At 33.2% G+C, this 18,607-nt stretch carries 21 protein-coding genes, 1 pseudogene and 1 riboswitch; of the genes and pseudogenes, 16 read left to right on the top strand and 6 right to left on the bottom strand.

Annotated elements, in window-relative coordinates:
* Positions 1-15: 15 nt before the first annotated feature.
* The 6 genes from SLH48_RS03115 to SLH48_RS03140 all read left to right on the top strand — a co-directional run bounded on the left by SLH48_RS03115 (position 16) and on the right by SLH48_RS03140 (position 5,086).
* Entirely contained in the window at positions 16-447 is a 432-nt protein-coding gene (locus SLH48_RS03115) for a bifunctional adenosylcobinamide kinase/adenosylcobinamide-phosphate guanylyltransferase (protein ID WP_320256964.1), read from the top strand.
* A 16-nt stretch (positions 448-463) separates the two neighbouring features.
* Positions 464-1,057: a cob(I)yrinic acid a,c-diamide adenosyltransferase gene (locus tag SLH48_RS03120; protein WP_320256965.1), complete on the top strand. Its 594-nt coding sequence runs from the start codon at positions 464-466 to the stop codon at positions 1,055-1,057.
* Positions 1,058-1,218: 161 nt separating this feature from the next.
* Positions 1,219-1,767 carry an RNA polymerase sigma factor SigX gene (gene sigX, locus SLH48_RS03125; protein ID WP_214480088.1) on the top strand — a complete coding sequence of 183 codons (549 nt, stop codon included), beginning with the start codon at positions 1,219-1,221 and terminating at the stop codon, positions 1,765-1,767.
* The gene (locus SLH48_RS03130) at positions 1,745-2,983 is read left to right on the top strand and encodes a GerMN domain-containing protein (protein ID WP_320256966.1); all 1,239 of its coding nucleotides are present in this window, start codon (positions 1,745-1,747) and stop codon (positions 2,981-2,983) included. Before sigX ends, SLH48_RS03130 begins: the two co-directional genes overlap by 23 nt.
* Positions 2,984-3,072: 89 nt before the next feature.
* Positions 3,073-4,056: a M23 family metallopeptidase gene (locus SLH48_RS03135; RefSeq protein ID WP_320256967.1), complete on the top strand. Its 984-nt coding sequence runs from the start codon at positions 3,073-3,075 to the stop codon at positions 4,054-4,056.
* Between the two features lie 214 nt (positions 4,057-4,270).
* Positions 4,271-5,086 carry a histidinol-phosphatase gene (locus SLH48_RS03140; protein WP_214480085.1) on the top strand — a complete coding sequence of 272 codons (816 nt, stop codon included), beginning with the start codon at positions 4,271-4,273 and terminating at the stop codon, positions 5,084-5,086.
* Between the two features lie 84 nt (positions 5,087-5,170).
* Here the strand turns inward: SLH48_RS03140 and serA are convergent, their stop codons facing one another.
* Entirely contained in the window at positions 5,171-6,745 is a 1,575-nt protein-coding gene (gene serA / locus SLH48_RS03145) for a phosphoglycerate dehydrogenase (protein WP_214480084.1), read from the bottom strand.
* Positions 6,746-7,022: 277 nt separating this feature from the next.
* A riboswitch (FMN riboswitch) is annotated at positions 7,023-7,173 on the top strand.
* A 224-nt stretch (positions 7,174-7,397) separates the two neighbouring features.
* Here serA and SLH48_RS03150 point away from each other — a divergent pair.
* The gene (locus SLH48_RS03150) at positions 7,398-7,985 is read left to right on the top strand and encodes an ECF transporter S component (protein WP_214480083.1); all 588 of its coding nucleotides are present in this window, start codon (positions 7,398-7,400) and stop codon (positions 7,983-7,985) included.
* A 40-nt stretch (positions 7,986-8,025) separates the two neighbouring features.
* Here the strand turns inward: SLH48_RS03150 and SLH48_RS03155 are convergent, their stop codons facing one another.
* The gene (locus SLH48_RS03155) at positions 8,026-8,274 is read right to left on the bottom strand and encodes a ferredoxin (protein ID WP_214480082.1); all 249 of its coding nucleotides are present in this window, start codon (positions 8,272-8,274) and stop codon (positions 8,026-8,028) included.
* A gap of 280 nt (positions 8,275-8,554) precedes the next feature.
* Between SLH48_RS03155 and SLH48_RS03160 the strand changes: the two genes are divergently transcribed.
* From SLH48_RS03160 to SLH48_RS03180, 5 genes are all read left to right on the top strand, one after another.
* Entirely contained in the window at positions 8,555-9,640 is a 1,086-nt protein-coding gene (locus tag SLH48_RS03160; RefSeq protein WP_320256968.1) for a helix-turn-helix domain-containing protein, read from the top strand.
* Entirely contained in the window at positions 9,615-11,132 is a 1,518-nt protein-coding gene (locus SLH48_RS03165; RefSeq protein WP_320256969.1) for an ATP-dependent DNA helicase RecQ, read from the top strand. Before SLH48_RS03160 ends, SLH48_RS03165 begins: the two co-directional genes overlap by 26 nt.
* Positions 11,129-11,731, top strand: a complete 603-nt coding sequence (locus SLH48_RS03170; protein ID WP_320256970.1) for a CPBP family intramembrane glutamic endopeptidase — start codon at positions 11,129-11,131, stop codon at positions 11,729-11,731. The genes SLH48_RS03165 and SLH48_RS03170 overlap by 4 nt, the downstream gene beginning before the upstream one ends.
* 5 nt (positions 11,732-11,736) lie before the next feature.
* A complete protein-coding gene (locus SLH48_RS03175; protein ID WP_320256971.1) occupies positions 11,737-12,351 on the top strand; it encodes a LysM peptidoglycan-binding domain-containing protein in 615 nt (204 codons plus the stop codon).
* A gap of 348 nt (positions 12,352-12,699) precedes the next feature.
* Positions 12,700-13,161 (top strand): YpbF family protein, encoded by a 462-nt coding sequence (locus SLH48_RS03180; RefSeq protein WP_214480077.1) that lies wholly within the window; start codon positions 12,700-12,702, stop codon positions 13,159-13,161.
* 21 nt (positions 13,162-13,182) lie between these two features.
* Here SLH48_RS03180 and SLH48_RS03185 read toward each other — a convergent pair.
* From SLH48_RS03185 to SLH48_RS03195, 3 genes and pseudogenes are all read right to left on the bottom strand, one after another.
* A pseudogene (locus SLH48_RS03185) lies at positions 13,183-13,575 on the bottom strand (manganese catalase family protein); the annotation flags it as partial.
* An 11-nt stretch (positions 13,576-13,586) separates the two neighbouring features.
* The gene (locus SLH48_RS03190) at positions 13,587-15,116 is read right to left on the bottom strand and encodes a recombinase family protein (protein WP_320256972.1); all 1,530 of its coding nucleotides are present in this window, start codon (positions 15,114-15,116) and stop codon (positions 13,587-13,589) included.
* Between the two features lie 305 nt (positions 15,117-15,421).
* On the bottom strand, positions 15,422-15,673 hold the full coding sequence (locus SLH48_RS03195) for a helix-turn-helix transcriptional regulator (protein ID WP_320256973.1): 252 nt from the start codon (positions 15,671-15,673) through the stop codon (positions 15,422-15,424).
* A 155-nt stretch (positions 15,674-15,828) separates the two neighbouring features.
* Between SLH48_RS03195 and SLH48_RS03200 the strand changes: the two genes are divergently transcribed.
* On the top strand, positions 15,829-17,004 hold the full coding sequence (locus SLH48_RS03200; protein WP_320256974.1) for an AimR family lysis-lysogeny pheromone receptor: 1,176 nt from the start codon (positions 15,829-15,831) through the stop codon (positions 17,002-17,004).
* Positions 17,004-17,156: a hypothetical protein gene (locus tag SLH48_RS03205; RefSeq protein WP_320256976.1), complete on the top strand. Its 153-nt coding sequence runs from the start codon at positions 17,004-17,006 to the stop codon at positions 17,154-17,156. Before SLH48_RS03200 ends, SLH48_RS03205 begins: the two co-directional genes overlap by 1 nt.
* A 305-nt stretch (positions 17,157-17,461) precedes the next feature.
* On the opposite strand, the gene SLH48_RS03210 is transcribed toward SLH48_RS03205, so the two are convergent.
* On the bottom strand, positions 17,462-17,824 hold the full coding sequence (locus SLH48_RS03210; protein WP_320256977.1) for a helix-turn-helix transcriptional regulator: 363 nt from the start codon (positions 17,822-17,824) through the stop codon (positions 17,462-17,464).
* A 179-nt stretch (positions 17,825-18,003) separates the two neighbouring features.
* Between SLH48_RS03210 and SLH48_RS03215 the strand changes: the two genes are divergently transcribed.
* Positions 18,004-18,192, top strand: coding sequence for a helix-turn-helix transcriptional regulator (locus SLH48_RS03215; RefSeq protein WP_320256978.1), 189 nt, complete (start codon positions 18,004-18,006; stop codon positions 18,190-18,192).
* 141 nt (positions 18,193-18,333) lie between these two features.
* Complete coding sequence (locus tag SLH48_RS03220; RefSeq protein WP_320256980.1) at positions 18,334-18,582, top strand: hypothetical protein; 249 nt, start codon at positions 18,334-18,336, stop codon at positions 18,580-18,582.
* Positions 18,583-18,607 lie beyond the last annotated feature (25 nt).

Consider the following 18,607-nt stretch of genomic DNA (forward strand, 5'->3'; position numbering starts at 1 on the left):
TGAGGGGGAAGTACAATGCATTTTGTATGTGGAGGTGCCTTCCAAGGAAAACGGAAATGGGTAGTGGAAACATATCAGTTACTAAATAAAGAAAGCTGTTACTGGATATGTGGATATGATGACGAGACAAGTGAAATAAAAAAAGGTTTTTCGATCGTAGTTATCGAAGGAGTAGAAGCGCTAATAAAAAAATCCATCGATCATTGTGTAGATCATCAGCTGCGTAGTTTATGGCAGGAGAAAATTACTCAATGGTTAGATTGGGAGAATGAGTCTGAAGAAAATCTAGTTATCCTTATCGGTACAGATATTACTCAAGGTCTTGTGCCAATTGAAAAAACAGAACGTCTATGGCGAGATATTGTAGGTTGGTGTTATCAAGATATTGTGCAACAATCTATTAGAGTTGATAGAATTTGGTGTGGTATAAGTGAAAGAATAAAATAAAGAGGAGTAGATTACTTTGAAGCTATATACACGATCAGGTGATAAAGGACAAACAAGTATAATTGGTGGTAGAGTGGATAAAGATCATATTAGAGTAGAAGCATATGGAACAGTAGATGAGTTGAATTCCTTTGTCGGACAAGCTATGACTTTACTTAAGGAAGAAACATTTGCTGATATATATAGTGAGTTAGAGAAAATTCAGCACGAACTGTTTGATTGTGGTGGAGATTTAGCTGTAATTAACAATAAGCGGGCTTATAAGGTACAGTATGACATTGTTGAATTTTTGGAGACTCGAATTGATGAATATATTAAGGAGGCCCCTGCACTAGAAAGGTTCATATTACCAGGAGGGTCAGCACCATCTGCAGCCATTCATATTGCTAGAACAGTTGCCCGAAGAGCTGAACGAAAGATTGTGACGTTACAAAAGCAAGATGTAATCAATGATAATGTTTTAAAATATATTAATCGACTCTCTGATTATTTTTTTGCAATTGCACGTGTAATTAATGCTCGTGACGGAGTGAAAGATGTAGAGTATGAACGAAGCGCGATTGTTTTTAAAGAAAGAAAGATAAGGGATGTAAAGAAAGAAGATAAATAGCAAATACCATTAAAGGAAGAATTTACTTCAAAAATTCTTCCTTTTTGTTAAAATGATTAGTGTAGTTATCAAAGACAGGTATTTTTAATAATTGTAATATAATTTGGTTGTAACTTTTTAAGTGAAAGTTACGTCAAATACATTGAAACGGGGGGAAAGAGATGAACACCGTTTTCCAGAACTTCTATGAGAAATATCATCAAGATATTTTTCAATTTTTGTTTTATATGGTGCGCAACAAGGAACAAGCTGAAGACCTTGTTCAAGAGGTTTATATAAAAGTGTTGAAATCATCGGACCAATTTGAAGGAAACAGTAGTGAAAAAACTTGGTTGTTTTCAATTGCAAGACATGTTGCGATCGATTATTTTCGTAAACAAAAGGGCTGGAAGCAAAAGATTATAGACTCTTTTGATTGGCATAAACAACCAGTAAGAGATCAAACACCTCTTCCGGAAGAAATTGCAGTTCAAAATGAGGAGATTCAGCTGATGTACAAGTGCCTTGACAAATGTACTGTCGATCAGCGACTTGTGATTGTCATGAGGTACTTGCAGTCGTTATCTATCTCCGAAACCGCAGGGGCGTTAAATTGGACAGAGAGTAAAGTGAAAACAACTCAACATCGTGCGCTAAAAGTGTTAAAACGATATATGTTGGAGTATGCAGATAAGGAGGGTAACATACATGAAAAAATCACAGTTGAATGAAGAACGGATTGAAGAGATACTTAGGAAGATGCCTTCAATTAAGGACGATCGTGATCCGTTATCCATATATAACCAAGTATCCTCATCTGTAAATAACAAAAGGAAGGTAATGTGGATTTTACCTAGCTTTGCAACAGCTGCTGCTATGATTATTGTTTTTATACTGCTGCAACCAATAATGAATGACATTAATAATCAGGCTACCGAGGAGAGCACTGATAAATCTATAGCAAATGAACAAATACAAGAAGCTACTACTGGAGAACTTCGAGATAGCGTGTCTGAGGCGAAGAAATCAGGAGAAGTAAAAAGTGATGAAGAGGCAAGTGAAAAATCGATAGCGAATGAAACTAATATCATTTCACCAAAGATTGAAAATAGTCGTTTTGTAGTGACTGAAGAGCAATTAAATGATAAAACACTCGTTACCTTTGCCATTCCTGATAAGAATATGCAAAATGTTATTCCAATTAGTTATTTAAGTGATAATACGAATCGATCAAGTATTGAATTAATGGAAAGTATGAAATTACAATTACCAGTTGATGAGTGGGGGTTATCAGAGTTTGCTCTTAACGACTACTCTATAATTGAAGTGAATGATGATAATGAAGTAGGAAAAACAATTATTGTTGATATTCCACAACTAGATCAAGTACAAGATACGGGAACATCTGAAGAAACTATATTAAGCAAAAGTGTCTCTGAAACATTTAGATGGATGGGTATCGAATCTGCTAAATTCATGTCAGAGGGGCAAGATGTTGAATTTGGTCATACTGATATGGGAGCTGTCAGCGAGATTAAGAAGGTAAACAAGAAAGCATATCTTCTATACCAAGCAAATGAACAATACCCGACATTTTTAACTCCTACTGAAGAGTCGTTTAGTAGCTTGAAAGAAGCATTGATAAGTATGACTGTAGTGAATAAGCAGTATAATCTTAAACCTTCTATACCTGAAGGTGTAGAAATTGTAGCTGTTGAGTCTAGTGGTGATGGAACTCATGTTAATATTGAATTTTCAAAAACAACGGCACTAAGTGATTCCGAGCAGTACAGAATAATGATTGATGCAATCATGTTAACTGCACGTGAATTTGATATTCAAACTGTTTCATTTCCTGGAGCAAATATTTCTTCAATAGGTAATGTAGAATTGTTAGCAAAAAATCGAGTACCAGTGGCACCTAATTTAATGGATTTAGACGATTGAGGGATGTTTTTTCATCTCTCTTTTTGTTCTATTTTTGTCCAAGTCCTCATATATAAGATAACGATATATTAATGGGGAGGCTAACAAAAATGTTAGATTTTTTTAGACGCTTATTCGTTGTCTTAATGATAGCTTTCTGTATAGGGTTGCTATTTGTAGGAGGGAGAATTGCAAAAGCTGAAGGGTTGTCAATAGAAGAACTAACAAAAAATTGGGTTTGGCCTGCTGAAGGTGAGCTAACAGATAATTTTACTGCTCGGAATGGCAGACATAAAGGTTTAGATATATCTGGCCAAAGTGGGAGTCCTATTATGGCTGCTGCTAGTGGTACTGTTCTGAAATCATATTATTCTAATACATATGGAAATGTTGTGTTTATCAAACATAATAACGGTATTGAGACCGTTTATGCACATATGAAAAATCGTTATGTTGTTGAAGGAGAAGAAGTGAAAACTGGGCAACAAATAGGCGAACTTGGAAGTACAGGTCGTTCAACAGGCCCACATTTACATTTTGAAGTACACGTAGGAGAATGGAATTATGCTAAGACAAATGCAATTGACCCCTTATCTGTATTAAAATCGCCTCAACAGCAAAATAAAAGGCTGTCTAATGAAGCAATAGCTAGTAATTATAAGCGGTTAATAACCGAAATGGAATTTAATAATGAGATCATTGAATGGCAAACAATTGTTGTTGAAAATGGTGAGCTGTCTTCTGAAATAATTATTGGAAACCAGCTACTAAATTATGAAGATGTGCCTAAACCTGATAAGAAGATTACTGTGAAAGTTGAAGAAAATGATTCTCTTTGGAAAATTGCTTTAGAACATGAAGTTGCGATTAATTCTATTAAACAATGGAATAATTTACAATCGGATATCATTCATGTTGGCCAAGAGATCGTACTATATCCTAATAGTGAAGAAGTATATATTGTAAAAGAGGGCGATTCCTTACCAGCAATAGCAGCTAAGTTAAATGTGACAGTTGACGAAATTAAGAAGTCAAATCAACTTACGAAGGATGTCATTTACCCATCCCAAGTGTTAGTCGTTTCAGGAAGATAACGGTTTTATATCCTAAGACTGTTTTAGGATGGAAAAATAAGAAGGAATCTTTTTTCCTCGTTAAGTTAATGGTGCATTATATCTCTCAAAGTCGTTAAAATATATTGACAACAGCAACAAAGTTTTCGCAATGCGTTTATACTAATAATGTTATTGTTGTCCCGCGCTCATTGACAGGATATAATGAGAAAAAACATGCGGGAGGAACAGTCACATGCTTACAGATTATCATAATCATTTAGAAAAAGGTACATTAACGATCGATTATTTAAAGCAATTTACGGATGAAGCAGCTAAGAAAAAGATTGAACATTTTGGTATTTCAGAGCACGCTTATCACTTCTATCAAACAAAAGATATTTTGAGTAATCCTTGGGTTGATGAGCGCCGTTATTATGATATGGATGATTATGTTAAGCTATTTCATGATGCGTGGAATGATGGAATTGATGTGAAAATGTCTATTGAAATGGATTATACACCTAACAAGCATAAAGAAATGGAAGCTTTTATACAAAGCTATGATTTTGACTACGTAATTGGTTCGATTCATTGGGTAGGTGATTTCGGTATTGATTTGGCTGAATATCGCAAAGAATGGGACAGAAGAGATTTATATGATACATACCGAAAATACTTTGATCAAGTTGTGACGTTAGCACAGTCAAATTTATTTGATATCGTCGGTCATTTAGACTTAGTAAAAATTTTCAAATACGTTCCTACTGATGAAGAGTTTCTACTTGAACAATATGATCGTGCTACATCGGCTTTAGCCAATTCTAAAACATGTGTGGAAATTAGTACAGCGGGTCTTCGTAAGCCTGTTGGGGAATTATATCCTGACCCACGCTTATTAACTATGTGTTTTGATAAAAAAATTCCAATTGTACTTTCATCGGACGCTCATGTACCTGAAGATGTTGGGCGAGATTTTGATCAGGCTATCAAATTAGCAAGAGATGTTGGATATAAAACACTTACAACCTTTCAAAAAGGTCAGCGAAAAGAAGTACCACTAGGCGATTAATCGTTGTTGCGATAACGTGTTTCACGAGTGAGATCAGGTCCTCAAAAAAAGAAGGAGCGTATGCTCCTTCTATCATCTATAACATTACAGATCTATTTTTCTTATAGAAACGATATCATCAAGAGTAGCTAGTGTAGCTATCATTTCTTCATCAAGCGGTTTATCAAATGATAGCATCATTATCGCTTCTCCACCAACCTCTTTTCTACCAACTTGCATAGTTGCAATATTGATTTCAAGGTCACCTAATATTTTACCAACTCTACCAATGACACCTGGTTTGTCTGTGTGTTGTATATATACTAGATTTCCAACAGGATGAAAATCGATTACAAAACGATTTAAGCTAACGATCCTTGGACCGTAATCTTTTATATTCGTACCTTTAATTTCAAATGACTTATCTTCACCATGAACGGTTACAGTTATACTATTTGAGTAACCATTTGTATCAGAAATCAGCTTTTCACCAACAGTAATACTCCGTTCTTTAGCAATCATTGACGCATTAACTTCGTTAACAGTGGAATCAACTCTTGGTTTGAAAAATCCAGATAATAAACTTTTAGTAATAAAATCTGTTTCTAAGTCTGCAACACTACCTGAATAGGCAACTGAAATTTCTTTTACAGGCTCATGCATACATTGCGATAATATCGTTCCCATTTTTTTCGCCAATTCATAAAAAGGTTTAATTTTGTCAAATACGTCTTTTGAAAGTGTTGGTAGATTAATAGAAGATGATACAGGTTGTCCTTGTAAATATTGAACAACTTCTTTTGCAACTTGAGCTGCTACGTTCAATTGTGCCTCTTTCGTTGAAGCACCTAAGTGTGGAGTTGTTATTACTTGCTCTAGTTGTATTAGCTGAGGGTTGGTCGGTGGTTCGACCTCATAAACATCAAGTGCAGCACCTGCTACATGGCCATCTTTTATAAATTGTACAAGGTCGTTTTCATTAATGATTCCGCCTCTCGCACAATTAATAAGGTACACACCTTTCTTTGTTTTAGACAAATTTTCTGTATTAAGGAGATCCTTGGTTTCCTTTGTTAGAGGCGTATGCACTGTTATAATATCAGCTGTTCGTAATAATTCGTCGAGAGAAGATGATATAACACCCATTTTTTCGGCACGTGCCTTCGTTAAAAACGGATCAAATACTTGAACTGTCATTCCAAAAGCTTTCGCTCGTTTAGCGAGTTCACTCCCTATTCGACCTAAACCAACGATTCCTAGATTTTTACCGTACAATTCTGTTCCAACATAAGAGGATCGATTCCACTCCCCAGATTTGACTGTTGCATTTGCTTGAGGGATATGTCTCATTAATGATGCCATCATAGCAAATGTATGCTCAGCAGTAGAAATAGTATTACCATCTGGAGCATTAATAACAACGACACCATGTTTTGTTGCAGCATCTATATCAATATTGTCTACTCCAACACCTGCACGGGCAACGATTTTTAAGTTGTCCATTTTTGCCAATAGGTCGTTCGTAACCTGTGTACCACTTCGAACTAACAATCCATCAAATTCATGTAATTCATTTTCAACTTCACTAGCTTTCTTTTGAACAATCTCCACATCATTTGACTGCAATAATGGGGCTAATCCCTCTTCACTCATTTTGTCAGAAACAAGAATGCGATACATGTAAGAATCCTCCTAAAGTTCTGGAATGTGTATAAATTTCTGATAATTTACCATAATAAAGTACCCATGTCAATGGAATAAGAAATAGTCAAAAAATTGAAAGCGTTTTATTAAACAAAGCTCTATTTTCACATGCAAGGAACTAATATAGAGTACACATAGAGCTTTTTATAATACGTAGATTTATTACTAAACTGAAATGTTTGAATTAAAGATTTTATGATTCACAAATAAGGTCATATGAGGTATAATAATTGGTGTATAAAAAATTTAATAGGTCTATCTTCGGGGCTGGGTGAAATTCCCGACCGGCGGTGATGAGTGATTTTTTTAACATATTCAAGCTCTAAGCCCGCGAGCTATTCATAATAGCAGGATCTGGTGTGATTCCAGAGCCGACAGTATAGTCTGGATGGGAGAAGATGGAGGTTCTAGCTACGTCTTAAGGTTGTCCATACCTTTTTGTAAGCTTTATTTGTTATGTGATCAAAAAGGAACTGGCAAGTATCAAGAATACCCTTAAGTGCAGCTTATTAAGTATACCTTTCATTCAAAACCCTCATGCCTCTTGCATGGGGGTTTATTGTTGGTATCGAAAAGAACCTTTCCGCTTTTCGTGGGGTGGACTGAAAGACGAAAAGGAGAGAGGAACATGGGAAGACAGAACAACGTTAGAAAATTAGTTACAGTAGGGGTGTTAAGCAGTATATCATTTATTTTAATGATGCTTGATTTCCCACTGCCAGGAATACCACCGTATTTGAAAATCGATTTTAGTGAAGTGCCAGCTTTAATTGCAGCCATCGTTTTTGGGCCAGCAGCAGGAATTACTGTAGAGGCAATTAAAAATATTTTACATTATTTCTTTATGAGTAGCGCAGTAGGTGTACCTGTAGGGCAAGCAGCTAATTTTATTGCGGGATTATTGTTCATTTTACCCGTTTCATATATATACCGAAAATATAACTCAAAAACTGGTTTAACATTTGGATTAATTGTAGGAACGATTGTAATGACGTTAATGATGGCGGTTTTAAATATGTTTATTATTTTACCAGCATATACGATGTTTTTAGGTTACCCCGCCATGTCCAATTTAGAAACAATGAAATTAATTGCTGTTGCATTCATGCCGTTTAACTTGATTAAAGGAGGAGTTATAACGATCGTATTTTTACTCCTTTTCACAAGAATGCGTACTTGGTTAGAACAACAGCAAAGAGCATTGCATAATGCATAAGTAAAAAGCCCTCTGACTTGTCAGAGGGCTTTTTATTATGCTATTCAAATTTTAATGCATCGCCATCAAATGCTTCGTCTGCAACTTTGATTGAATCTGTAGGGCATCCTTCAAGTGCATCCATCATATCATCTAATAGAACATCAGGAATTTCAACAATTCCTTGATTATCGTCTAATGTTACGAATGCAATACCTTCATCATCATAATCATAAATATCAGGTGCAGCTGCTCCACATGCACCACATGCGATACATGTTTCTTTGTCAACAATTGTGTACTTTGCCATCAAAATACCTCCCAAAGTTATCTATTAATAAATTAGTTCCTCATAAAATGGAAATGAGTTGCTCATTCCTATTGTAAAACTGTTTTAAAAACTTTTCAATAGAAAAGTCATTGAGAATACTTATCATATAAGGCTTTCTAGCTTGTTAAATAAAAGTCATAATCAGTAATGAAGACGTTTTTTATAGAGGTTTGACGAGAATAGTTCACATTACTTCTTCAATATTTGCTAAAATAAATATATCTATTCATTTTGAGTTTATTTATCTTAAGGTGATCATATGAAAACTCTCAATTATTTTTCTGTAGTAGTTTTATACTGTCTTAAGAAATTGAAAGGTGAGCGATCTGTTGCTGCCGTGCACCATCTATTAAAAGGCAAAAAATCGTCACAAACAATTCATGATGGTAAGCTATACCAATTATCAAATTTGTTTTCGGTTTTACCGGATCATTCCATACACGAAGTTACAAAAGCTGTTCATTTATTAAAAGAACAAAATTACATTAGAGAAATTGAGAACGATCATTATGTCGTAACAATAGCTGGTGAAAAAATAGTTGCACAATATTTATTGGAAAGTCCATTTCCGGAAAAGCTTGACGGTTGGAAGTATAACAATGTGGCTAGTCATTTTTGGAAAAGACTAACCTTAATTGTTCAGGTGCTCTCAAATATTTCTTATAAAAATCAGCAATATACACCTATTCAGACGAACGAAAGTGTTCAAAAATGGGTCAAGGATTTTTTCAACCACTTTCAAGGAAACAAATTAGTGCTGATAAATAATATAGTTAATGAATTAGAGCTATTACTTTCCATGTTGTCAGAAAAAGAAGCGAACCTTTTTGTTCTTAGGCTATCAAGTTTTGACCGCATAGGCCTGACATATAAACAATTATCAACAATGTACCATGAAGATGAAACGTATATTGTTCTTACTTTTCAAGCTATATTACATGAAATGGTTAATTTAGTTGAACAAAACAAAACTCAAGTGCCTATTTTAGCTAAGATGATTGTTGATATTAACTTTCCATATCCACTAACAGTTTCTGCTCGGAAAACGCTAGCTTTAATTAACAACGGGAAATCAATAGATCAAATTTCTAAAATAAGGGATTTAAAAGAGAGCACAATTGAGGATCATATTGTTGAGATTGCCCATAACATTGAAAATTTTAGTATAGAACCGTTTATTAATACAAATAAGGTAGCACTCATTCAAGCCCAAATAAGGGAGTTGCAAACGAATCAATTAAAGCTTATTAAACAGGCATTAAATTCAACCTTTTCATATTTTGAAATTCGTCTTGTTTTAGCTAAAAGTGGTGGAGTAAATGAAGTTGGAAACACAATTAAATAACCGATTTGGATATCAAACATTTCGAACAGGTCAAAGGGAAATCATTGAGGATATATTAGCTGGAAATGATGTTGTAGGGATGCTGCCAACGGGTGGGGGGAAATCAATCTGTTACCAATTACCAGGTTATATGTTGAGTGGCAGTATTATAATCATCTCACCATTAGTATCTCTAATGGAAGACCAAGTTCAACAGCTTAGGATGAATGGTGAAAAAAAAGTAATCGCACTAAATAGTTTTTTACGAACGGGTGCTAAACGCATTGCTATTAGAGATATAGCTAGTTTTCGCTTTATTTATATTTCTCCGGAAATGCTGCAATTACCTCATATAATTTCAGCGCTAAAGAACATCAATATTTCACTATTTGTTGTAGATGAAGCCCATTGTATATCACAATGGGGACATGATTTTCGTCCAGATTATTCTAAGCTAGGTGAAATAAAAGAATTGTTAGGTAATCCAACTTGCCTGGCATTAACTGCAACAGCAACAAACGAGGTAATTACAGATATTAAAAGATCTTTAAACTTACATGATGCGAATATGCATATTTATTCTGTAGACCGCCCAAACATCGCTTTATTAGTTGAAAAAGTTAATACCATTGAAGAAAAAATCGACAAGCTCCTACATTTCATTCGTTCTCTGAAGGGACCAGGAATTATTTATTTTTCTAGTAGAAATTGGACTGAAATAATAGCAGAAAGATTATTAAACGAAGGAATAACTGATGTCGCTTATTATCATGGTGGTATGGACCAAGAACAGCGTATGTTAATACAACAACAGTTTCTCCACGATCAATTACATGTTATTTGTTGTACGAGCGCATTTGGTATGGGTGTTAACAAACCTAATATCAGGTTTGTGATTCACTTCCATTTTCCAAGCCAATTTGAATCTTATGTTCAAGAAATAGGTCGTGCGGGGCGTGATGGTAAAAATAGTATTGCAATTCTACTTCATACCGTTGGTGATGACAAATTACAAAGAAACATTATCGAACATGAGTTTCCGACAGTTAAGCAGGTTGGCAAAGTAGTTGATTACTTAGATCAGACAGGGAAGATAAGCAGCGTTGCCACTTTTAATAAACAACATGATATAAACATCATAGACAAATATCATTTGACAGAAGTACAGTGGCGATTATTAAAGCATCTAATCATGCAGCTTCCAAAGTTGGTGAATAGTCATGTCGATAAGGGTGAAATCGTCCGTGTAATTTATGAAGAAGTACAAAGAAGAATTGAAGAGAAATACTCGAAGTTACATAAAATGCTGGAATGGATTGAATGTAACGATTGCCGAAGAGAACATTTACTGGCATATTTTTGCGAGAAGCTAGAAAAGAAACCCCCTAGTTGCTGTGATAATTGCTCATTTCAAATAAACAATTTTTATCAAAAATCTGAGGTTACAAAGCCTAAACCATTTCATTGGAGGAATGAGCTAAATCGAATGTTTAAAGTGAGTGAAAATAAATGATAAATAATAGGCAACAACGTTTATTACAAAATATGGACGATCGTGAAATTTTATTTCATTTGTATGCAACACAAGCATTAATGATTGTGGCCGCAATTATTTTTGGTTTTTTTCTATTTCCAGATTTCAAATCATTCAAAGAACTATGGAACTTATTCGATTTCCGAATCATTTTATATGGTGGTGGAATAGCGTTATTTGTAATTATAACTGACTTGCTATTTATAAAATATTTACCAAATGAGCTAATTGATGATGGTGGATTAAATGAAAAAATTTTTCAGCATCGAAGTATACCGCATATATTCTTTTTAACTATCGTCATTGCCTTCTCAGAAGAGCTATTATTTAGAGGTGTTATACAAACTCATTTTGGCATTGTAGTTGCTAGTGTAATATTTGCGCTTTTACACTTTCGGTATCTTCAAAAGTGGGTTCTATTCACTTCAGTTATATTTTTAAGCTTTTTATTAGGATATATGTTTTTAAAGACAAATAACTTATTTGTTACAACCTTTGCACATTTTTTAATAGATTTTATATTAGCCGTTAAATTGCGACTAAATTATATAAGTAGCAAAAGACATAGTAAGAGGTGACAGGTATGTCTAATCAGAATGAAAAGTTGCATGATCAAGCTGAAGAATTAAGGGACAGGATTGCAAATGCTGAAGAGGAAAGTTTAGAAAAATCAGTGTTGCCTCCAAGAAGTCAGGTACATAAAGCAACAAAAAAGAAAACGAAATTTCGAATTAAATACCCGATTATTCGTTTATTAGCTCTGTTTTTTATATTATTGCCCATTGTAATCCTTAGTATTGCATACCGACACGCTAATAATACTATAGATACAAATAGTAAGGGTCCTGTGAAAGTGAATATCCAATCCCCTAACAGAGAGAATGTGGAAGACGAAGAAACCTTTCAGCAACCTAATCCAATAGAAAGTGAAAGTGTTGAAGAAGACACCAACACTAATCATGCATCTAGCGAAACGAATATAGAAAATGGGGTCGAACAAGAGACCGAAATAATAGATAGTAATTCTTACATCATACATTATGTAAAAAATGACGAAACGTTATTTAGCATTTCAATGAAATATTTTAATAGTCAATCTGGAATTGAGATCATTAAACTAGCAAATAAAATACAAGGAAATAGTATATTTACAGGGCAGAAACTTCTTATACCTACGAGACAGAACGAAAGCAAATAAGTGTGCTTTCGTTTTTCTTTGACGCGCTTTTCGCAATTGTTGCTTTTTTCACTTTTTAACTGAGTGAAACGGTAAATAATGTTTAGTTCCATTGAATATTTCTCTTTGGGCTCATGTAAGCATAGCTACTTACAGAAGAAAGTGCATATTAACACGCTTACTAGTCAGGAAGGTAAGGTTTATTGCCTCTTTGGTTTGTCTAGCTATTCTGAGCCTATTAAGTAGCTCGTTTCAAACCATAAAGGATAAAGCGCCTTTATGATTTGAAACTCCAGCATGTTAATATAGTAATGGCATAATACGTTGTCCAAGTTAATAGAATAGGAGTATAGTAAGCTGGGGGTGGTTATGATTGAGGAGAAAATAAAGCAATTACATACAAATACAGATCAAGTTACAAAACAATTGCTTCAGCATCTCGTTGATAGAAAACGTAAATTTGAACTTCTGAAACAAAGAGTGAAGCTACTACAGTATACTTTACTATTTCTGTGCATCATATTCTTTCTATATATTTTATTTTTCATTGTACAGCCATTTTATTATTCTACGAGTAGGATCATGTCTACCTTCTTAGGAGATGAAATTCATTTATTCGTATTGCTCACCATATTTTCCGTGTATGGTACAATTCTTTATTATAAAAAGAAGGTTGACAAAGCTGAGAAGGAATTTCATGATTTACGTTGTGAAGTGATAAGAAAGAGTATTGAACTATGGCCACAACCTATTAAATGGCATGAAAGGGAGCGAGTTTTTGATTTAATGCAGACAGAATATGATATAAATTTATACCATGAAAGTAAATAGCTAATGAGTTAAAGTCATTAGCTAAAAGAACCTCTTTTGATCTTTTTCCTCTTTTAATATTTCTACAGCCTCTCGAAAACGTTGCGCATGAATAATTTCTCTTTCTCTCAAAAAACGTAATCCATCATTCAAATCAGGATCGTCACTTAAATTGATAATCCATTGATAAGTTGCCCTAGCTTTTTCCTCAGCTGCAATATCTTCATATAGATCAGCAATCGGATCACCTTTTGCTGCAATATAGGATGTCGTAAATGCATCACCACTTGAGTTTTCGTAAAACAAGGCTTTTTCATGGTTTGCATAATGTGAACCTAAACCAGCTGCTTTCAATTGTTCAACAGTAGCGTCTTTTGTAAGTTTATAAACCATCGTTGCAATCATTTCTAGATGGGCAAATTCTTTTGCACCTATTTGTTATCAGTTTAAAATGTGGGAGTTATTTCTAACGAGAAGTCATCTAATCTTTGAGTTTTATCTTTAGTATAGACTGCCTGGTGTACAATAAGCTTTAAAAGTTTATTTTTTTCAGATGGATCTTTAGTTTTGAGGTATAACCTTAAATTAGTTTCAACTTTTGGAACAATATTTGTTTCAGTGATATATCTATTTTGTTCTGCGGTTATCTCTTCTTGGATTTTTTCTAATGCTCTATTTACTTTTTGTAACCTTAAGGAAATTTTTTGATTTCTTTCTAGAAAAGTTTCTTCAGAATAGACACCTCTTTCTAAGAAATCATGAAGCCGATCTTGTTGTTTTAATAGTTCAGATTTTTCTTGTTGAATACTTTTTAAAATATCTTCTTTATTTAAACTTTCATTTTCGTTGTTTATACGATTAACAGACCTTAGATCAGTCTTATATTGTAATAAACACTGTTCTATACCTTTTATAAGTTTAAGTTCAACATATTCGAACCTCGAACTTTTGTTAGAACACAATTGATTTGAACATATAATGTGAGCAGGTTGATTTTTATATGGTCTCCTTACCATAGCACTGTTACACATTCCACAACGGATAATGCCAGCTAATGGGTTAGTTATTTTACCATTTGAAGTCCTAACTTTTTTTCTAGATATAAAAATCTCCTTAGCTTTATAAAATATATCTTCCTCAACTAAGGGAGAGTGTTTACCGTCAACAATTTTCCACTGATCTTTATTAGCACGAGGTCTAGATGTTTTTAATTCCCCATCTACTTTTGTTTTTATTTCTGGTCTTGTATTCCATTTTACTTTTCCTATGTAAATTGGATTTTGGAGTATATCACGAATTGTTGCTACTATCCATTTACTATTTTTTCTTGTAGGAATACCTAAATTGTTTAGGTGCTTTGCTATAAGCCCAGTACCTTGATCTTGGTTAACATACATATCAAAAATTATCTTAACAATAGGCGCTTCATTTACATCAGGTTCAAGAGTTATCTCATTGTGTTGTGTTTTAATCTTTTTATAACCATATGGAGCAACACTTCCTATATAATTTCCTGCTTCAATACTTGCAACACGCCCACGTTGCATACGTCTTGTTATTAGCTTTAATTCTCTTCGTGCCATAAAGCTTTCAAATTCGCTGTATTCTTCGTCAAACTCATTTGTAAGGTCATATGTCTTCCGAGGTGTAATAATCTTTGTATTTGAGCTTCTGAACGTTTCTAGGATTAAACCTTGTTCCTGCATATTTCCCCTACCTAAACGGTCCATGTCCATTACAAGAACTGCATTAAAAGACTTTTTTTCTACTTCCTCAAGTAAACGTAGCATTTCGGGTCGTTTCATCAATGATTCTCCTGAAACTATCTCTTCTAGAATTATTGATATATTAAGCTTCTTTTCTCTTGCTACTTTTAATAAAGTTTTTTTATGTTTTGCTAAAGTTTCTCCTTCGCCACGAGCCTCTGCTTCAAGGTCAGCACGTGATTTACGTAGATAAATAGCAACAGTTTCCATTTAATCACCCCGAAATCAGATATGTTATTTTTCACATAATAAGTAAGTTATAATGATTACAGTTGAATCCTATTAATTAAAGTATAAATATATTAATATTATAAAAAGAAATATAAAGAAAAATGGAGAAATACATAGTTTTATTCAACAAAATGAGCTCTAGATAGGAAAACAAATAATTTATTTTTCTGATATTATTTTAATATTACCTTTTTGTGTAAAACATGCCGAATAATGAGTAATTTTTTTAAGATACATATAGGAACTTGTGTTCGTGTGTTGGTAAAGTATATAATCAATTACAGTTACATTTTTATATAAATGAATATATCTGATACATCGTATTCTTTTTCTAAACCCTTATCCTTAGCAATTGCATTTAGTGTGGAAATAATGGATAACAAAGTACTTATCTTAACACTTCTCATTCTATTATGTACTAAATCTTGAATTGTACTTGGGCGCAACTTAGCCTCTATTGAGAGTTTATACCCTGAAATATTCAACTCAGTTAATGCTTCAGACAACTTACATTGTATTCTTTCTATGATGACCATTCCTTTCATACGAATAATGAGAATTTGTTAAATATCTCATTATATATCGAAATAAAGTTTAACTATTTACGTCAGTCTTACCATATGATACACTAAATAAGTAAATAATTCCATATTTATAAATATATTGTTTTACCTTTTACAGGGGGGCTAATGTGAAATTAATTGATCTTAGAAACTACATTTTGAAGGATTCTAGGGGACAACGAGAAATAGCACGGTTAATTGATGTTAAATCTAAAAGCACTGTTTCAAATTTTATAAAATATTTTGAAGTAGGTAAACCTGAACCATCAGTGAAAACTGTTTTAAAATTATATATGCTTTACGGGAATAATAACAAACAAGATTTAAAGTTATTGGAAGATTATGGTTTATTTTATATTGTTAAATCTAGTAATCTAAAAGAATTAATGGATTATTGTTTAGAGAAAAACATGTTCCATCTTGTGGGGAAATTATCTGATAAAGGTAAAGGAATGAAGTATCCAACACCCCAGGTAGCTATGATATACGGACTAATTGCAAAAGCTAAACTAAAAGAAAACGGGGTTACTTGGGGTGATATTTATGTAGAGAGTGTAAATATTAATTGCTCAGACCCTCAAGTATTATTTTTAAAAAATTATGTAAAAGCACTTTATCTATTAAATGCTCAGAATTTTGATGGAATAAGTGAAAGGTATTTAAAACTGAAAAATGTCTGTTTGTCCATGTTGGAGAATATTGAAGATCAAAAGAAAATTCAAATGTATACTAAATTTAAGCCTAGAGTTAATGAATTGCTAATCAGAGCATTAGTCAAGCTTAAGGAATATACCAAAGTTCGAAAAATAGCTCAAGAAATCATAAATAGTGAAGTGGGAATTAGACATAAAGCATCTGCACATTATGCTTTAGGTTCTTCTTATTTATATGATAATAAAGACAAATGTATAAGTCATCTAGAAATGTCTTCAAAGCTATATTTCGAGTGTGGTATGTATACAGATTCAAATCATGCTCAATTCCAAGTAGAATTCTCTTCTATATACTGGGGGGAAACAGTTGGGTTAGTACCTATATCTCCTATCAATCAAGCATTTTTATTAGCCACTATTGGGGAGATGGATGAAGCTAAGATACAATTAGGGAAAGAAGCTGAATACAATGGATATAATGCAGTTTTTGTTCGGATAGTACGAGCCTTAATTGAACCATCAGAAATGATTGAACATGATTTATTGAATCAAGCGAGAGTACAGTTTGAAATGTGGGGAGACTCACATTTTGCGGATTTACCCTATGAGGTTTTTAATAGGTATAAAGCATCTAAGGAGGTATATGGATAATGAAAAATTGGATCAAGATGAGTTTACTTGCTTCTTTGTTAGTAATATCAATACCTACATTTGGATATGCGGATTCACCAAATGATAAAATTATTGAGAAGGAGAAACCAATAGTTCTGAAAAGTAGTAACAATGAACCAGAAGGTGGCTAATATTATTGAAGGGCAGTATCTCAATAGAGGTACTGTCCTTCAATCGTTTTAAAGAGTGGACATCAAAAGTCATAGGGTTAATTTTGTTGTCCACTATACTCTAAACATTGGTTATTGATAACTAACTGAAAAAGAAAACAGTAAAAATATTAAAGCAAAGGATAGAGAGGTAGTTATGTATGAAAACTGACTTGTTAATAACACTTCAAAAATTAGCTAAATACAAAGAATTAAATAATCAACACGCTGTTCAACTTATAGAAAAGATAAAAAATGAAAAAGCTGCCTCTATGAAATGAGGGAGCTTATAAATTTTCTTGTGCTGATTTAATTTTTACATAGGCTGTAACTTCTTTAATAATTTCCTCCCTTTTTTCAATTGGGAGACTTTCTATAATTTCATATAACTCTTTAGCTTCTGCTGAAATTTTAATTTCCTGTTCAGATGTTAGTGTTGGATCATCTGAATTCCCTAGCAGATAATCTAAAGTTACGTTATAAGTTGTAGCAAACTTTTCAAGGATTTCTATAGATGGCTTACGTTCACCACGTTCAAACTTTGACACTCCAGAAAATGTTAGTTGTAATATTTCACCCACTTCTTTAAGTGTAAAACCCTTGTTTTCTCGTGCTGTACGCAGTCTTTCACCAATAACTTCATATTTCATTAACTTGCCTACCCTTCTAAGTAAGAGTACCAATACCTCTTTTAATTGTAACAAAGAAATTTGCCAATTTGAACAATTTAACTCAAATTTTTTCATAACTAGTGTTGACATTGTACGTTTTGTACAAATATAATATAAATAACAATTGGACAAAACGTACAATTCTTGCGAGGTGGACAATGAAAAATAGAATTAGAGAGATAAGAAATGAAAAAGGATTAACCTTAAAAGAGCTTTCAGACCTTTTGTATATATCAGTTTCTGCCTTAAGTAAGATCGAAAGGGGTGAAAGAAAATTAACTATTGATATGGCACATGAAATTACTTTGGTTTTTGAGATTACATTAAATGAATTAGTAGAAAAGTAGATCTTGATTTAAGTTGTACAAAATGAACAATATTAAGATTATTAATAACTGCAAATGTTAGGGGGATTCATAGTGAATGGAATTTATAGTGTTGTCCAATCCAAAATAGATCATAGACATATTCCAAGGAGGGAAATGTCTATGGGTAATAAAAAAAACGAACAAAAAAAGGAGTATTTAGCTACATACAAATTTGGAAAAACAGTAGTTAAAATTGTTGCTCCTCCACCAATGACAAAAGAAGAAAGTCAGAGACGTTTACAAGACTTTTATAATGCTCTTTGGGATATATGGGATTCGCTTTCTGTTGAAGAACAATTAAAACTGAATGCGGAAATTGAAGAAGAGAAGAGATTAGAGAATATGAGAAAGAGCCATGATATCAAGTAATTTTATTTTAATAAATATCGAGGTG

The organism is Cytobacillus sp. IB215316, from assembly GCF_033963865.1.
GTDB lineage: Bacteria > Bacillota > Bacilli > Bacillales > SM2101 > Nanhaiella > Nanhaiella sioensis.

Excerpts from the sequence above, each read along its gene's own strand:
- SLH48_RS03115 (WP_320256964.1), top strand. The coding sequence starts at position 16 with ATGCATTTTGTATGTGGAGGTGCCTTCCAAGGAAAACGGAAATGGGTA.
- sigX (WP_214480088.1), top strand. The coding sequence starts at position 1,219 with ATGAACACCGTTTTCCAGAACTTCTATGAGAAATATCATCAAGATATT.
- SLH48_RS03130 (WP_320256966.1), top strand. The coding sequence starts at position 1,745 with ATGAAAAAATCACAGTTGAATGAAGAACGGATTGAAGAGATACTTAGG.
- SLH48_RS03135 (WP_320256967.1), top strand. The coding sequence starts at position 3,073 with ATGTTAGATTTTTTTAGACGCTTATTCGTTGTCTTAATGATAGCTTTC.
- SLH48_RS03140 (WP_214480085.1), top strand. The coding sequence starts at position 4,271 with ATGCTTACAGATTATCATAATCATTTAGAAAAAGGTACATTAACGATC.
- serA (WP_214480084.1), bottom strand. The coding sequence starts at position 6,745 with ATGTATCGCATTCTTGTTTCTGACAAAATGAGTGAAGAGGGATTAGCC.
- SLH48_RS03150 (WP_214480083.1), top strand. The coding sequence starts at position 7,398 with ATGGGAAGACAGAACAACGTTAGAAAATTAGTTACAGTAGGGGTGTTA.
- SLH48_RS03155 (WP_214480082.1), bottom strand. The coding sequence starts at position 8,274 with ATGGCAAAGTACACAATTGTTGACAAAGAAACATGTATCGCATGTGGT.
- SLH48_RS03160 (WP_320256968.1), top strand. The coding sequence starts at position 8,555 with ATGAAAACTCTCAATTATTTTTCTGTAGTAGTTTTATACTGTCTTAAG.
- SLH48_RS03165 (WP_320256969.1), top strand. The coding sequence starts at position 9,615 with ATGAAGTTGGAAACACAATTAAATAACCGATTTGGATATCAAACATTT.
- SLH48_RS03170 (WP_320256970.1), top strand. The coding sequence starts at position 11,129 with ATGATAAATAATAGGCAACAACGTTTATTACAAAATATGGACGATCGT.
- SLH48_RS03175 (WP_320256971.1), top strand. The coding sequence starts at position 11,737 with ATGTCTAATCAGAATGAAAAGTTGCATGATCAAGCTGAAGAATTAAGG.
- SLH48_RS03180 (WP_214480077.1), top strand. The coding sequence starts at position 12,700 with ATGATTGAGGAGAAAATAAAGCAATTACATACAAATACAGATCAAGTT.
- SLH48_RS03190 (WP_320256972.1), bottom strand. The coding sequence starts at position 15,116 with ATGGAAACTGTTGCTATTTATCTACGTAAATCACGTGCTGACCTTGAA.
- SLH48_RS03195 (WP_320256973.1), bottom strand. The coding sequence starts at position 15,673 with ATGGTCATCATAGAAAGAATACAATGTAAGTTGTCTGAAGCATTAACT.
- SLH48_RS03205 (WP_320256976.1), top strand. The coding sequence starts at position 17,004 with ATGAAAAATTGGATCAAGATGAGTTTACTTGCTTCTTTGTTAGTAATA.
- SLH48_RS03210 (WP_320256977.1), bottom strand. The coding sequence starts at position 17,824 with ATGAAATATGAAGTTATTGGTGAAAGACTGCGTACAGCACGAGAAAAC.
- SLH48_RS03215 (WP_320256978.1), top strand. The coding sequence starts at position 18,004 with ATGAAAAATAGAATTAGAGAGATAAGAAATGAAAAAGGATTAACCTTA.
- SLH48_RS03220 (WP_320256980.1), top strand. The coding sequence starts at position 18,334 with ATGGGTAATAAAAAAAACGAACAAAAAAAGGAGTATTTAGCTACATAC.